At 60.8% G+C, this 15,020-nt stretch carries 10 protein-coding genes; 4 read left to right on the top strand and 6 right to left on the bottom strand.

Features of this window, described 5'->3' with window-relative positions; genetic code table 11:
- Window positions 1-4: 4 nt before the first annotated feature.
- Window positions 5-964: an AAA family ATPase gene (locus tag AC0IW7_RS13425; RefSeq protein WP_108097801.1), complete on the bottom strand. Its 960-nt coding sequence runs from the start codon at window positions 962-964 to the stop codon at window positions 5-7.
- An 831-nt stretch (window positions 965-1,795) separates the two neighbouring features.
- On the opposite strand from AC0IW7_RS13425, the gene AC0IW7_RS13420 reads away from it, so the two are divergent.
- Window positions 1,796-6,637, top strand: a complete 4,842-nt coding sequence (locus AC0IW7_RS13420) for an NAD-glutamate dehydrogenase (protein ID WP_471818611.1) — start codon at window positions 1,796-1,798, stop codon at window positions 6,635-6,637.
- 321 nt (window positions 6,638-6,958) lie between these two features.
- A complete protein-coding gene (locus AC0IW7_RS13415) occupies window positions 6,959-7,915 on the top strand; it encodes a hypothetical protein (protein WP_471818609.1) in 957 nt (318 codons plus the stop codon).
- 404 nt (window positions 7,916-8,319) lie between these two features.
- Here AC0IW7_RS13415 and AC0IW7_RS13410 read toward each other — a convergent pair whose 3' ends face one another.
- On the bottom strand, window positions 8,320-10,296 hold the full coding sequence (locus AC0IW7_RS13410) for a BCCT family transporter (protein ID WP_471818607.1): 1,977 nt from the start codon (window positions 10,294-10,296) through the stop codon (window positions 8,320-8,322).
- 316 nt (window positions 10,297-10,612) lie between these two features.
- The gene (locus AC0IW7_RS13405) at window positions 10,613-10,792 is read right to left on the bottom strand and encodes a hypothetical protein (protein WP_471818605.1); all 180 of its coding nucleotides are present in this window, start codon (window positions 10,790-10,792) and stop codon (window positions 10,613-10,615) included.
- Between the two features lie 48 nt (window positions 10,793-10,840).
- On the opposite strand from AC0IW7_RS13405, the gene AC0IW7_RS13400 reads away from it, so the two are divergent.
- A complete protein-coding gene (locus AC0IW7_RS13400) occupies window positions 10,841-11,116 on the top strand; it encodes a hypothetical protein (RefSeq protein WP_463538882.1) in 276 nt (91 codons plus the stop codon).
- A gap of 5 nt (window positions 11,117-11,121) precedes the next feature.
- The gene (locus AC0IW7_RS13395) at window positions 11,122-11,874 is read left to right on the top strand and encodes an SGNH/GDSL hydrolase family protein (RefSeq protein ID WP_471818603.1); all 753 of its coding nucleotides are present in this window, start codon (window positions 11,122-11,124) and stop codon (window positions 11,872-11,874) included.
- 169 nt (window positions 11,875-12,043) lie between these two features.
- On the opposite strand, the gene AC0IW7_RS13390 is transcribed toward AC0IW7_RS13395, so the two are convergent.
- The 3 genes from AC0IW7_RS13390 to AC0IW7_RS13380 form a co-directional block, all read right to left on the bottom strand.
- Window positions 12,044-12,856 (bottom strand): alpha/beta fold hydrolase, encoded by an 813-nt coding sequence (locus tag AC0IW7_RS13390; protein WP_471818704.1) that lies wholly within the window; start codon window positions 12,854-12,856, stop codon window positions 12,044-12,046.
- A 138-nt stretch (window positions 12,857-12,994) separates the two neighbouring features.
- Complete coding sequence (locus tag AC0IW7_RS13385) at window positions 12,995-13,783, bottom strand: SDR family NAD(P)-dependent oxidoreductase (RefSeq protein ID WP_471818601.1); 789 nt, start codon at window positions 13,781-13,783, stop codon at window positions 12,995-12,997.
- A gap of 30 nt (window positions 13,784-13,813) precedes the next feature.
- Window positions 13,814-14,896, bottom strand: a complete 1,083-nt coding sequence (locus tag AC0IW7_RS13380) for an alkene reductase (protein ID WP_471818599.1) — start codon at window positions 14,894-14,896, stop codon at window positions 13,814-13,816.
- Window positions 14,897-15,020: the final 124 nt, after the last annotated feature.

Raw genomic sequence — 15,020 nt, 5'->3', positions numbered from 1 at the left:
GCGATCAGGCCACGGCAACCACATCGAGGATGCGTTGCAGCACCCGGTCCTGATCAATGCCCGCCGCTTCGGCCTCGAAGGACAAAATAATGCGGTGACGCAGCACGTCGAACAGCACCGCCTGAATGTCTTCCGGCGACACGAAATCGCGGCCAGCCAGCCAGGCGTGGGCGCGGGCGCAGCGGTCAAGGGAAATGGAGCCGCGCGGGCTGGCGCCGTAGGAAATCCACTCGGCCAATTCCGGGTCGAACTTGGCCGGGGTGCGCGTCGCCATCACCAACTGCACGAGGTATTCCTCCACAGCGTCGGCCATGTACAAGCCCAGCACTTCTTTGCGCGCGGCGAAAATCGCCTGCTGGCTGACTTTATGTTCGGGTTTGGTTTCGCCGTTCAGGGCTTCGCCACGGGCTTGCTGGAGAATCTTGCGTTCGACCGAGGCGTCGGGGAAGCCGATCTTCACATACATCAGGAAACGGTCGAGCTGGGCCTCGGGCAGGGGATAGGTGCCTTCCTGTTCAATCGGGTTTTGCGTGGCCATTACCAGAAACAGCGGCGACAAATCGTAGGTGCTGCGCCCCACACTCACCTGGCGCTCGGCCATGGCTTCGAGCAAGGCCGACTGCACCTTGGCCGGCGCGCGGTTGATTTCGTCGGCCAGCACCAGGTTGTGGAAGATCGGCCCTTGCTGGAACACAAAGCTGCCGGTTTCCGGGCGATAGATTTCCGTGCCGGTGATGTCGGCAGGCAGCAAGTCGGGGGTGAACTGAATGCGGTGGAACTCCGCCTCGATGCCTTCGGCCAACTCCTTGATCGCCTTGGTCTTGGCCAGGCCGGGAGCGCCTTCGACCAACATGTGGCCGTCGGCGAGGAGGGCGATAAGCAGCCGCTCAATGAGTTTTTCCTGACCCAGAATCTGCGTGGAGAGAAATTGACGCAGGGCGACGAGCGCTTCGCGGTGTTCCATCGTGGAGAGTTTCCTGGCGGATTGACGAGATGCAACGGCTCACAGCCAGGCGACAAGGCGCGCGGGGGTGGCTGCGAATGGCGTGACACTTTAATGCAAAACACGAAGCGGCGGCTATTGGGGGGCTGGGGGATTGAGTGGTGGGTCAAAAAGCATCGCGCTCCGACATTTATTTAAGGATGGCAACGGATTTGAGTTTTCACCGTCATTTCCGCGCAGGCGGCGGTCCGACGATTCGGAATCCAGAGTCTTTCAGGAGAAGGTGATCTTTCCGGAACTTTCGGTTCCGAATCGTCGGACCGCCGCCTTCCCGGGAATGACGGGGTATTTGCAGAAGGTGGCGCCTGCGCGGCGAATCGTCTGACCGGCGACGGTTCCACAACCCACACCGTCGTCCTCGCGCACGCGGGGACCCAGGTTTTCGGAGCAATCACCGTTCTCCTGAAAGACTCTGGATTCCCGCTTTCGCGGGAATGACGGTGGTTTGTGAGGGAAACAGCGCACGCGCGCCAAATCGTCGGGCCGCCGCCTACACGGTAATGACGTCGCTTGTTCCGAGACTCCCGTACAACCAGCGCACTAGAGCACTGCATCTGTTGACCGAATATGTCGCCCCATCGCAATCCCTCGGTCACAGCCTCTCGTTAAGCTACGCGTGACTTGATGGTCGTCGCGTGCACTGGCGGGTTTCAACAATGGCCTAGACTGTTGTGCAACCCGATTAACAGGGTGCCCTGCCCACGTAACTATCGGCACCGGCACACGGCGTAATCGGTCAGGTATGAATTCAGCGAGCTCTCTCACGAACAACAAGCCCAGCGGAGCACACACATGGCGTTCTTTACGGCGGCCAGCAAAGCCGACTTTCAGCATCAACTGCAAGCGGCACTGGCGCAGCACGTTAGTGAACAGGCGTTGTCACAAGTAGCCCTGTTCGCCGAGCAGTATTTCGGTATCACCGCCCTCGAGGAACTGACCCAGCGTCGCCTCTCCGACCTCGTCGGTTGCACCTTGTCCGCGTGGCGTCTGTTAGAACGCTTCGACAGCAGCAAACCGCAGGTACGCGTTTTCAACCCCGATTACGAAAAGCACGGCTGGCAGTCGACCCACACCGCCGTCGAAGTACTGCACCCGGACGTTCCCTTCCTCGTCGACTCGGTGCGCATGGAGCTGAACCGTCGCGGTTACAGCATTCATACCCTGCAAAACAGCGTGCTCAGCGTGCGCCGCGACGCCAAAGGCGAGCTGGTGGAAGTGTTGCCCAAAGGCACCACCGGCCCGGACGTGGCGCAAGAATCGCTGATTTTTCTTGAGATCGACCGCAGCGCCAACGCCACCGACATGCGCACGCTGGAAGCCGCCATTCTTGAAGTGCTGGAAGAAGTGCGCATCACCGTCGCCGACTTCCAACCCATGCGCGCCAAAGTTGGCGAACTGCTGGACTGGCTGAGCAAAGCCAAGCTCAACGTCGAAGCCGCCGAACTGGCGGAAATCAAAGTGTTCCTGCAGTGGTTGCTCGACAACCGCTTCACCTTCCTCGGCTATGAAGAATTCACCGTGGCCGATGAAGCCGAGGGCGGTCATATCACCTATGACGAATCGACCCTGCTGGGCCTCTCCAAACGCCTGCGTACCGGCTTGAGCAACGAAGACCTGCACATCGAAGCCTACGCCGTGAACTACCTGCGTGAGCCCGTGTTGCTGTCGTTCGCCAAGGCCGCCCAGCCAAGCCGCGTGCACCGCCCGGCCTACCCGGACTTCGTTTCCATTCGCGAACTGGATGCCAAAGGTCGTGTGGTCAAGGAATGCCGCTTTATGGGCATTTACACCTCCATCGCCTACAGCGAAAGCGTACGCAGCATTCCGTACATTCGCCGCAAAGTGGCGGAAGTGGAGCAGCGTTCAGGCTTCAACGCCCAAGGCCACCTCGGCAAAGAGCTGGTGAAAGTGCTGGAAGTACTGCCGCGCGACGACCTGTTCCAGACCCCGGTGGACGAGCTGTACAACACTTCGCTCGCCATCGTGCAGATTCAGGAACGCAACAAAGTGCGCCTGTTCCTGCGGGCCGACCCCTACGGCCGCTTTGTGTATGCGCTGGCCTATGTGCCGCGCGACATTTATTCCACCGAAAGCCGCGTGCGCATCCAGCAAGTGCTGGTCGATCGCCTACAAGCCACCGACTGCGAGTTCTGGACCTACTTCTCCGAATCGGTGCTGGCCCGCGTGCAGTTCATTCTGCGCATCGACCCGAAAACCAAACTGAACATCGACCACGCGCAAATCGAGCGCGAAGTCATTCAGGCCTGCCGTTCGTGGAAAGACGACTACGCCGGTCTGGTGGTGGAAAGCCTCGGCGAAGCCAAGGGCACCCGCGTACTGGCGGACTTCCCGAAAAGCTTCCCGGCCGGCTACCGCGAACGCTTTGCGCCGCACTCGGCTGTGGTCGACATGCAGCATTTGCTCAGCCTCTCGGACGATCGCCCGCTGGTGATGAGCTTCTACCAGCCGCTGAGCGCCGACGGCCAACAGTTGCACTGCAAGCTGTACCACGCCGACACACCGCTGGCGCTTTCGGATGTGCTGCCGATTCTGGAAAACCTCGGCCTGCGCGTGCTGGGTGAATTCCCGTACCGCCTGCGCCACCAGAACGGCCGCGAGTTCTGGATTCACGACTTCGCGTTTACCTACGCCGAAGGCCTGGACCTGGACATTCAGCAACTCAACGACACCCTGCAGGACGCCTTCGTGCAGATCGTTGGTGGCGCCGCCGAGAACGACGCCTTCAACCGCCTGGTGCTAACGGCCGCGATGCCATGGCGCGACGTGGCCTTGCTGCGCGCCTACGCCCGTTACCTGAAACAGATTCGCCTGGGCTTCGACCTGAGCTACATCGCCAGCGCCTTGCTCAACCACGTCGACATCGCCAAAGAACTGGTGCGCCTGTTCAAAACCCGCTTCTACCTGGCGCGCAAACTCACCGCCGACGACCTGGCCGACAAGCAGCAACGTCTGGAACAAGCGATTCTCACCGCCCTCGACGACGTGGCCGTGCTTAACGAAGACCGCATCCTGCGTCGCTACCTGGACCTGATCAAAGCCACGCTGCGCACCAACTTCTATCAAAGCGATGCGAACGGTCAGGCCAAGTCGTACTTCAGCTTCAAATTCAACCCGCGCGCCATCGCCGACTTGCCCAAGCCGGTGCCGATGTTCGAGATTTTCGTTTACTCGCCACGGGTTGAAGGCGTGCACCTGCGCGGCGGCAAAGTGGCCCGCGGCGGTTTGCGCTGGTCTGATCGCGAAGAGGACTACCGCACCGAAGTGCTGGGCCTGGTGAAGGCGCAGCAAGTGAAAAACGCCGTGATCGTGCCGGTCGGCGCCAAGGGCGGCTTCGTGCCGCGCCGCATGCCCATCGGCGGCAGCCGCGACGAAGTGCTGGCTGAGGGCATCGCCTGCTACCGCATCTTCATTTCCGGCTTGCTGGACATCACCGACAACCTGAAAGAAGGCGAAGTGGTGCCGCCGCAAAACGTCGTGCGCCATGACGAAGACGACCCGTACCTGGTCGTTGCCGCCGACAAAGGCACCGCCACGTTCTCCGACATCGCCAACGGCATTGCCGGCGAATACGGCTTCTGGCTGGGCGATGCGTTCGCTTCCGGTGGCTCGGCCGGTTACGACCACAAAGGCATGGGCATCACCGCCAAAGGCGGCTGGGTGTCGGTGCAGCGTCACTTCCGCGAGCGCGGCATCGACGTGCAGAAAGACCTCTCTACCGTCATCGGCATCGGCGACATGGCCGGCGACGTATTCGGCAACGGCCTGCTGCTGTCCGACAAGCTGCAACTGGTGGCGGCGTTCAACCACCAGCACATCTTTATCGACCCCAACCCCGACGCGGCGAAAAGCTTTGTCGAGCGCAAACGTCTGTTCGACCTGCCCCGTTCCAGCTGGGCCGACTACGATGCCTCGCTGATTTCCAAAGGCGGCGGCTTGTTCCTGCGCAGCGCCAAAAGCATCGCCATCAGCCCGGAGATGAAAGAGCGCTTCGACATCAAGGCCGACAAACTGCCGCCCACCGAACTGCTCAACGCCTTGCTCAAAGCACCGGTTGACCTGCTCTGGAACGGCGGCATCGGCACCTACGTAAAAGCCAGCAGCGAAAGCCACACCGACGTCGGCGACAAAGCCAACGACGCCTTGCGCGTCGACGGCCGCGAACTGCGCGCAAAAGTGGTGGGCGAGGGCGGCAACCTCGGCATGACCCAGCTCGGCCGTGTGGAATACGGCCTTAATGGCGGCGCCAGCAACACCGACTTTATCGACAACGCCGGTGGTGTGGACTGCTCCGACCACGAAGTGAACATCAAGATCCTGCTCAACGAAATCGTTGCCGCCGGCGACATGACCGGCAAGCAGCGGAACACCTTGCTGGCCGAAATGACCGACGCCGTAGGCAGCCTGGTGTTGGGCAACAACTACAAGCAAACCCAGGCCCTGTCGCTGGCCCAGCGCCGCGCCCGTGAGCGCATTGGCGAATACAAACGCCTGATTTCCGCCCTGGAAGCCAGCGGCAAACTCGACCGCGCCATGGAGTTCCTGCCAAGCGATGAGCAACTGGCCGAGCGCGCCGCCAACGGTCACGGCCTGACGCGACCGGAACTGTCGGTGCTGATTTCCTACAGCAAAATCGACCTCAAGGAATCGCTGCTCAAATCCCTGGTGCCGGACGACGACTACCTCGCCCGCGAAATGGAAACCGCCTTCCCGCCGCTGTTGGCCGAGAAGTTCGGCGACGCCATGCGCCGCCACCGTCTGAAACGGGAAATCATCAGCACCCAGATCGCCAACGATCTGGTCAACCACATGGGCATCACCTTCGTTCAGCGCCTGAAGGAATCCACCGGCATGAGCGCGGCCAACGTGGCGGGCGCTTATGTGATCGTGCGCGACGTGTTCCGTCTGCCGTACTGGTGGTCGCAGATCGAGGCACTGGACTACAAAGTGCCGGCCGACCTGCAACTGCAACTGATGGACGAACTGATGCGCCTGGGCCGTCGTGCTACGCGCTGGTTCCTGCGCAGCCGTCGCAACGAACTGGACGCCGCCCGCGACGTCGGCCACTTCGCCCCACGCCTGGAAGCCTTGGCCAAACAACTCGACGGCCTGCTGGAAGGGCCGGCGCGTGAACAATGGCAAGCGCGCGTGCAGGACTACGTGGAACAAGGCGTGCCGGAAGAACTGGCCCGCGCAGTCGCAGGCACAAGTCATCTGTACACCTTGCTGCCGATTATCGAAGCGGCCGACATCACCGGCCAGGACCCGGCACAGGTAGGCGCTGCCTACTTCGCCGTCGGTGGTGCACTGGAACTGTCGTGGTACTTGCAGCAAATCACCAACCTGCCGGTGGAAAATAACTGGCAAGCCCTGGCCCGTGAAGCATTCCGCGACGACCTCGACTGGCAACAGCGGGCCATCACGGTATCGGTGCTGCAAATGACCGACGCCCCGGCCGACATGGAAGAGCGCACCCAAGTGTGGATCGAACAGCACCGGCCAATGGTCGACCGCTGGAAAGCCATGCTCGGCGAACTGCGCGCCGCCACGGGAACCGACTACGCCATGTATGCCGTGGCGAATCGGGAGTTGATGGACTTGTCGCAGCGCGGTTGACGGCTGTGAAGCTGTAACGAAAAGCCCCGCCTAGTGCGGGGCTTTTTTGTGCTCGCGAAACACCACCGTCGTCTGTGGGAGCGGCTGGGCGGCACTCCGCTTGAGCCGCGATGCTTTTGGTTTTTTCGTTTGCAGGAAATCGCGGCTAAAGCCGCTCCTACAATGTATTCGCGCCGCTTAGACAAAGGTGTCAACGCAGCCCCTGTAGGAGCGGCTTTAGCCGCGATGCTTGTGATTTTCCGGCAACGGAGATGGCGACATTCGCAAACCCCGTTGCCATATGCTCTATTACCGCGCTGGAGCCAAAACAAGGATGTGTAAATGCGGACGATCTCGCACAAAGTCAAAACCTACCGGCGTCAGTTTCGCTTGATCCCTCGCTACGTGTTGAACACTCGCATTTTCTTGCTCGTTGCGATTCTCGTGGTGTTAATGACCGGTGCGGTTGGCCTATCGGTATTCACAACCATCGTTTGTCGCTGGCAGACATACTCTCACCTTACGTGGGTCGTCTTGGCATTCGAAGTTCCGCTAGCGTTTGGCTTTGCCCAATTAATTGTGGAGGCGAGCCGCAAGCGCTATCTGCGGTCAAAACCAGGTTCGCCTCATCCCAAGCTGCGAACCGCTCTGATGTTCACAGAGCGAGACCGCGCAGCCACCATCCGTGCGCTATTTGGCGAGCACGAAAATTACGAAACGTTGGCCCGAGTGCTCATTGAACAGTGGGAATGGCGCTGCGCAATAACCGCCAAGGCAGGCGACCCCATCGTGAGAAAAGCGCGTGGCTTTTTCGCCATTCCCGGCGCGGGGAATTTCGCCTCCTACCTCGGAGGCCTACTGGCAGTGGTTGCCGCTATTGTCGTCACCATGGCGGACAGGCAAACCTTCTATGCCCAGTTGCCGACACTGATGAGCGATGTCTGGGAATTAATTTGGCTCATCACAGCGAACCTTGTTTTCCCGCTAGCGGTTCTGGTTATTCCCTTGGCAATGATCGCGGGCACGGTGCGGTCGGTCGCGATTCGACTGGTTGAAAAGCTAAACGACGACTATCTCAGCGAAGGCAGTTTCTACGGCTTCATCAACGCGCTTCTTGAGTTGCAGGAGTTAAAGGAACGTCGCTTGCTGATGGTTACCACTGGGGTGGCCTACTGGACCTTCCGGCTCGGAACGGCACCGATGTGGGAAGTGCCGAGGCTAGTCCGAAATATGAGGCGCGCCAGGCGACTCGGGAAAATTCGACGGCGACAACTGAATCAGCCCAGCACTGCAGCGTAGGTGGCGAAACTGTCGTTTTTCCTTAAACCATCGCGGCTAAAGCCGCTCCCACAGTAGATTGGGGTTGCCCGCTGACGGTACCAACACCCCAGATACATCGCACCTGTAGGAGCGGCTTCAGCCGCGATGCTTTTGATGTTTCGTCCGCAGGAAATCGCGGCTAAAGCCGCTCCCAACAGTGGACTCATTTCGTGCTCCCGCAAGCGGGCGAGGAGTGACGTATGGCGACGAGGGTGCATATCCGTAGGAGCGAGCTTGCTCGCGAATGGTGGCAAATAAATTTCAAAACTGGCGTTTGCAGGGTTCGCGACCAAGGTCGCTCTTACAAAAGCGCGCGGAGATCAGCTCCCTCTCCCGCTTGCGGGAGAGGGTTGGGGTGAGGGGCCGTTGATGCTCCGGGCTAATCAGCGCACCACATGCAAGTAATGCATGTGCTTTTCATACTGGTCGAGTATGTCGCCGATCACGTCGTCGCGGTTCCAGCCCATCAGGTCGTAGTCTTGCCCGCCTTCTTTGAGGTGCACTTCGGCGCGGAAGTATTTGCGGGTCTCGCTGGCGGTGTCTTCCTCGCCGCTCAGTACAAAGCTCGGCAGGGTGAAGGCGCGGGGGCGTACTTCGTAGAGGAAGTCGGGCTGCCCGGTCAGGCTTACGGCAAGCGCGGTGCGGCCGTCGCTGCCGGTGGTGACTTCAGCTACGTAGCCCTGTTTTTTCAGTTCTTCTGCCACCGAGTCACACGCTGGGCGCACCACTTCGCTGATGAACCGGTTCACGTGGGCGCGGCGCGGGAACATGGCGATGCCGCGCAGACGACGCTGCCAACCGCCGTGGGTGCGCGCGGTTTGCCGAGGCCGAGCCAGGGCGTGGTAGCGCATGCCTTGTTTGGTGGAGTCTTTGTCCAGCGCTTTGAACAGGCCCCACATCGAGGCCAGCAGGATCGCGGCGAAGGGCAGGGCGCTGGCGATGGTCGCGGTTTGCAACGCTTTCAGGCCGTTGGACAGCAGCAGCGCAATCGCCACCACGCCAATTAGCACCGACCAGAAAATGCGCTGCCACACCGGCGAATGGGTGCTGCCGGAAGAGGCGAGCATGTCGACGACCAGCGCGCCAGAGTCGGCAGACGTGACGAAGAACACCACCACCATCAGCACGGCAATGCTCGACACCACCGTGGACCAGGGGAAGCGCTGGAGGAAGGCGAACAACGCTAATGAACTGTCCTCGCCGACGATTCGCGCCAGCTCGGTGTTGCCCTCGTTGAGGATCATATGAATGGCGGTGTCGCCGAATACGGTCATCCACAGCAGGGTGAAACCGGCCGGCACGAACAGCACGCCGCAAACGAATTGGCGAATGGTGCGGCCACGGGAAATGCGCGCGATAAACAGACCGACGAAGGGCGACCACGACAGCCACCAGCCCCAGTAGAGCAAGGTCCAGCCGCCAATCCAGTCGGTGGGTTCGTAGGCGTAGAGGTTGAAGGTTTTGCTGACGATTTCCGACAAGTAGCTGCCGGTGTTCTGCACATAGGTTTGCAGCAAGAACACGGTCGGCCCGAGTACCAGCACGAACAACATGAGGATAACGGCGAGGCTCAGGTTCAGTTCCGAGAGGATGCGAATGCCACGGTCCAGGCCGGTGGCGACCGACAGTGTGGCCAGCGCGCACGTCACCACGATCAGGCCCAACTGCACGGTGGTGTTGACCGGCAGGCCGAACATCATGTGAAAGCCGCTGTTGATCTGCAGCACGCCATAGCCAAGGGATGTCGCGACGCCGAACACGGTGCCGAGAATGGCGAAAATATCCACGGCATGGCCGATGGGCCCGTAGATGCGTTCACCAATCAGCGGGTACAACGCCGAGCGCAGGGTCAGCGGCAGGTCGTGGCGGAAGCTGAAGTAGGCGAGGATCAGCGCCACGATGGCGTAGATCGCCCAGGCGTGCAGGCCCCAGTGGAAGAACGTCAGCTTCATGGCTTCTTTGGCGGCTTGCACGGTGCCGGGGTCGCCAACCGGCGGTGTGGTGAAGTGCATCACCGGCTCGGCCACGCCGAAAAACATCAGGCCAATGCCCATGCCGGCGGAGAACAACATGGCAAACCAGCTGGCATTGCGGTAGTCGGGTTCGCTGTGGTCCGGGCCGAGTTTGATGTCGCCGTAGCGGCTCACGGCGAGGAACACCACGCCGATGAGAATCAGCGCGACGGTGAGGATGTAGAACCAGCTGACGTTAATGATGATCCAGTGCTGGATATGGTCGAACAGCGTTTGCGACTGTTCCTGGAACAGCACGGTGTACGACACCAACAGCAGAATCAGTACGGCGGCGGTGTAGAACACCGGCGGGTTGAGGGTATTACGCGGCTTCGCCGGCGTTTCCATGGCGGATATTCCTTCTAGGCGGGTGCGCTGCAGCAATCGTAGTGTATGACCACGGCTGCGCCGGTCGGTGCCGGTTCGCGGAGCCTATGGGAGGGCACTATGCCGCTGGGGTTCAATTTTTTATTGGCATCCAGCCCTTATGCCGAACGGAAGCGTGCAAACCCGTAGGCGCGAGCTTGCTCGCGAATGATGGCGAAGGAGATCCCAAAACTGGCGGTTGCAGAGGTTCGCGAGCAAGCTCGCTCCTACAGAAAGCGCGCGCCCATCAGCCGCCTCGGCCGCTTGCAGGAGAGCGGCTTTGAGCAGCTTTGTGGCACTACGCCAGGCCGGTTTCGCCATAGGCCAGGCCACCGGTGCCTGGCGCCTCGCTCACGTCGTTGGCCAGGTAGTGAATGAAGTTGGCCAGCCGCAGGTAATCGAGCATTTCCATGGGTTGCTGTTCGGTGCCTGCGGCGTGTTTTTTGCCGTCGTGTTCAGACTCGTGTTGACAGTTCATCACTTGCTCCAAATACTGTATGCATAACCAGCTTACAGGGATTCGGATATGTCGTTCAACCTCAGCCAGCTTCCAGCCGCCGAACGCACCGCCATTCAGCACCATCGCCAATACTGCTTCGAAAGCTATCAACGCCAACAAGAGTTGGACGCGCAGTTGGCCCTCGAAGCCGCGTGGGAATTTGGCCGTTTAATGAGTGCGCGAGAAGAAAAGAAAGCTGGCTGGCGCGACTGGGTAGGCCAGCAGTTGTTGGCCATGGAAGACCCGCAACTGGTTGCCAAACTGACCCGCCGCTTGAACCTGCATTTAAAGCAACAAGGTTGAGGTGTATGCGCGACACGCTGATCAAACTGGCACTTGCCCCATTGCTGTTGCTGCAAGGCCTGTATGTGCGCCGAGTCACGCCGCGCCTGCCTGAGCCAGAAGGCGAGCGCGTGGGCACGACCGGAAGTGGCCCGCATCTGCGCCTGCTGGTGTTGGGAGACTCGGCGGCAGCAGGCGTGGGGGTGAACAGCCAGGCCGAGGCGCTGAGCGGGCAGTTGGTCGGCAACCTGGCCAGCGTTTTCAGAGTGTCGTGGAAGCTGATCGCGCAGTCGGGCTTGAACACCGCGCAATTGCAGGCATTGGTTGAACGCAGCGTGACCGAGCCGTTTGATGCGGTGGTGCTGTCTATTGGCTTGAACGATGTGACCGGCGGTGCCTCGGTGGCCGAGTGGACGCCGGCCATGAACCGGCTGTTGGATTTGCTGCAATGGAAATACAACACTCGACATCTGTTGATTGCACCGATACCGCCCATGCACGCCTTCCCGGCGCTGCCGCAACCGCTGCGCTGGTACCTGGGGCGCCGCGCCAGGCACTTCAACGCCGGGCTGAAATGGCTGACGAACCGGCGCATGGACTGCCACCTGCAAACATGCAACTTCCCCATGCAGCGAGATTCGCTTGCCGCCGACGGTTTCCATCCGGGCGCTGCGGCGTACGCGCTGTGGGCCAGCGAAAGCGCCTCGATTTTGCGCGAGTGTTTTGCCGATCCGCAGATGTTGAGCGGGCGAGTGGTTGTGCCTGAGCGGGCGGGCTGACAGCTCCCGACGCGGGACCCCCTGTAGGAGCGGCTTTAGCCGCGATTCCTGGAAACGATAATGATGCGTTCGGGCTCGGTTTAGCGGTCGCAGGGCCGGCCAATCGCGGCTAAAGCCGCTCCTACAGGTGGGGGGGTGTGTTTTTTGAAAGAGTGGCGGCCATTCCGGCTCAATCCTCTAAAAACATCGCCGCCCGTTCTACGAAATCTTGGTGATTCTGAAATATCCCGCCATGCCCGGCATCGTCGTAAATGACCAACTGGGCATTGGGGATGCGCCGCGCCAGGTCGGCCGAGTTCAGCGACGGCACCATGATGTCGTTGTCGCCGTTGGCGATCAGGGTTGGGCTTTTGATAGGGCTCAGGTCGTGTGGCGGCTGTTTGCCCCAGGCCTGAATCGCTTTCAGTTGGCGCATAAACGCAGCCGGCGACGGCGCTTTATCGCGCTGGTGTTTGCGTTCTTTCAGACGTTTCAGGAAGGCTTTGGCTGCCTGTTTGCCTTGCGTGCTGGAGGTGAAGAACAAGTAAAACTTGGGGTCGCGTAAGGTCAGCAGACCTTTGATCATCAGCGGCCATGACATGGACCACACGCGGTCGATGCCTAGTCCACCGGCAGGCCCAGTGCCGGTCAGAATCAGTTTGCGCACCAGTTCAGGCGCTTTGAGCACGACGGCCTGGGCGACAAAACCACCAAGGGAAAAGCCGAGCAAGTCGACTTGGCTAAAACCCAGCGCGCGAATCAAGGCGATGGCATCGTCGGCCATTTCCTCGACGGTCAATCGGGCCGTGCCGCCAGAGCCGCCGATGCCGGGGTAATCGGTGGCGAAGACCCGGCGCGTTTGTGCCAGGCCATCGACTATGCGCGGGTCGAAGTTGTCGAGCACCGCGCCCCAGTGGTTGAGCATCACCAGCGGCATGGCGTTTTCTTCGCCGATGGTGCGGTAGGCGATGGGCGTGCCGGCCACGGTAATGGTGCGATTGATGGCGGTGGCAAACTGCGCATCAGGACCACGGGTAGGGGAAATATGAATTGTCACGGTGACCGTGCCTCGGTTCGCAAGCGAACGCTACGAGCGGGGAAGGGCGCGCCGCACCCTGAACAAGGCGCGGCGGGCCAGCGATTACGCTTCGTTGCGATAGCGTGGGGCGACGGTGGATTGCTTCAGGTTGCCAAGAAACGCCTGACGCGCGCCTTGCAAGGTGTCCCAGTAGGCAGCGTCTTGCAGAGGCGGAATGGTCACGTTTTCGCGGCGGTCGAAGCCCAGCAGCGCGGCGTCGACCATGTCACCAACTTCCATGATTTCCGGCAGTTGATTGATGTCGATGCCGGCACGGTCCCAGATTTCGGTGCGGGTGGCGGCTGGCAACACGGCCTGCACGTAGACGCCTTTTGGCCCCAGTTCCAGGGTCAAGCCTTGCGACAAGAACTGCACGAATGCCTTGGTGGCGCCGTACACGGTCATGTTCAGTTCAGGGGCCAGGCCCACGACCGAACCAATGTTGATGATTGAGCCTTCACCGGCCGCCACCAGACGCGGAGCGATGGCACTGGCCAGGCGCACCAGGGCGGTGGTGTTCAGCGCCACCAGGCGGGCGACGCTTTCGGTGCTTTGCTGGATAAACCCGCCAGACTGCGCGGCGCCGGCGTTGTTAACCAGAATGCCGATGTTGGCGTCTTCACGCAGGCGCGCTTCTACGGCTTCGATGTCGCGCAGTTCGGTCAGGTCGGCGGGCAGTACGTCTACGGCAATACCGTGCGCGTCACGCAGTTTTGCAGCCAGGGTGTCGAGGCGGGCTTTGTCGCGGGCCACCAGAACCAGGTTGTGGCCACGGGCAGCGAAGCGTTCGGCGTACACGGCGCCAATGCCTGACGAAGCGCCGGTAATCAGTACAGATTTCAATGCGGTCATGGCGGTAATTCCTTAAGAGAAGAGGGTGGTTTACGCGGTGTACGTTGGGTAATCGGTATAGCCTTTCGCACCACCGCCATAGAGCGTGGCGGCATCGAGTGCAGCCAGCGGTGCATCGGCTTGCAGGCGCTCGACAAGATCCGGGTTGGCAATAAATGGACGGCCAAACGCCGCCAGGTCGATCTGGTTGTCGGCAAGGCGCGCGTTGGCCAGGTCGAGGTGGTAGCCGTTGTTGCCAATGTAGGTGCCGCTGAAGCGACTGCGCAGGGAGTCGAAATCAAACGGCGCCACGTTGCGCGGGCCGCCAGTGGCGCCTTCTACAACGTGCAGGTAAACGAGGCCGAGCGCGCTGAGTTTTTCCACCAGATAGTCGAACTGCCCTTGCGGGTCGCTGCTGGACACGCCATTGGCCGGGGAGACAGGGGAAATGCGAATGCCGGTGCGCTCGGCGCCAATCTCGCTCACCACCGCCGCAGCGATTTCGAGCACGAGCCGCGCACGGTTTTCGATAGAGCCGCCGTACGCGTCGGTGCGCACATTCGCGCCGTCTTGCAAGAACTGATCGAGCAAGTAGCCGTTAGCGCCGTGAATTTCCACACCATCAAAGCCAGCCGCAATGGCGTTGGCAGCGGCTTTGCGGAAGTCTTCGACGATGCCTGGCAGCTCGCTGATTTCCAGGGCGCGTGGCTCGGAGACATCATGGAAACCGTTGTTGACGAACACCTTGGTGGCGGCGCGAATGGCCGACGGCGCTACCGGCGCCGCGCCATTTTCTTGCAGGTCGACGTGGGAAACGCGGCCGACGTGCCACAGCTGCAGGAAAATTTTCCCGCCTTTGGCGTGTACCGCAGCGGTAACCGCTTTCCAGCCGTCGATCTGGGCCTGGGTGTAGATGCCGGGGGTGTCTTGATAGCCCTGGCCTTGTTGCGAAATCTGCGTGGCTTCGGAAATCAGCAGCCCGGCCGATGCGCGCTGGGCGTAGTACTCGGCGGCGTATTCACTGGGCACATTGCCAACGCCCGCGCGGTTGCGCGTCAGCGGCGCCATGACGACACGGTTAGTGAGGGTCAGTGAGCCTAGGGTGTAGGGTTCGAACAGCGTGTTGTCGTTCATTTCTGGTCCACGATTCGGTGAAAGGTAAGGGCATGCCGACACGCAGTAACGAAGCGGCGGCTTTATGATGTCGAGCATAATCTAACCTGTCAACTGTTTTGATTATGGTCGACATCAGAGTAGT

Source organism: Pseudomonas sp. AC229 (assembly GCF_979254655.1).
The sequence above is the reverse complement of the archived record's forward strand: the minus strand, read 5'-3'. Positions and strand labels throughout refer to the sequence as shown.

Excerpts from the sequence above, each read along its gene's own strand:
- AC0IW7_RS13420 (WP_471818611.1), top strand. The coding sequence starts at position 1,796 with ATGGCGTTCTTTACGGCGGCCAGCAAAGCCGACTTTCAGCATCAACTG.
- AC0IW7_RS13410 (WP_471818607.1), bottom strand. The coding sequence starts at position 10,296 with ATGGAAACGCCGGCGAAGCCGCGTAATACCCTCAACCCGCCGGTGTTC.
- AC0IW7_RS13385 (WP_471818601.1), bottom strand. The coding sequence starts at position 13,783 with ATGACCGCATTGAAATCTGTACTGATTACCGGCGCTTCGTCAGGCATT.
- AC0IW7_RS13395 (WP_471818603.1), top strand. The coding sequence starts at position 11,122 with ATGCGCGACACGCTGATCAAACTGGCACTTGCCCCATTGCTGTTGCTG.
- AC0IW7_RS13400 (WP_463538882.1), top strand. The coding sequence starts at position 10,841 with ATGTCGTTCAACCTCAGCCAGCTTCCAGCCGCCGAACGCACCGCCATT.
- AC0IW7_RS13380 (WP_471818599.1), bottom strand. The coding sequence starts at position 14,896 with ATGAACGACAACACGCTGTTCGAACCCTACACCCTAGGCTCACTGACC.
- AC0IW7_RS13415 (WP_471818609.1), top strand. The coding sequence starts at position 6,959 with ATGCGGACGATCTCGCACAAAGTCAAAACCTACCGGCGTCAGTTTCGC.
- AC0IW7_RS13405 (WP_471818605.1), bottom strand. The coding sequence starts at position 10,792 with ATGAACTGTCAACACGAGTCTGAACACGACGGCAAAAAACACGCCGCA.
- AC0IW7_RS13425 (WP_108097801.1), bottom strand. The coding sequence starts at position 964 with ATGGAACACCGCGAAGCGCTCGTCGCCCTGCGTCAATTTCTCTCCACG.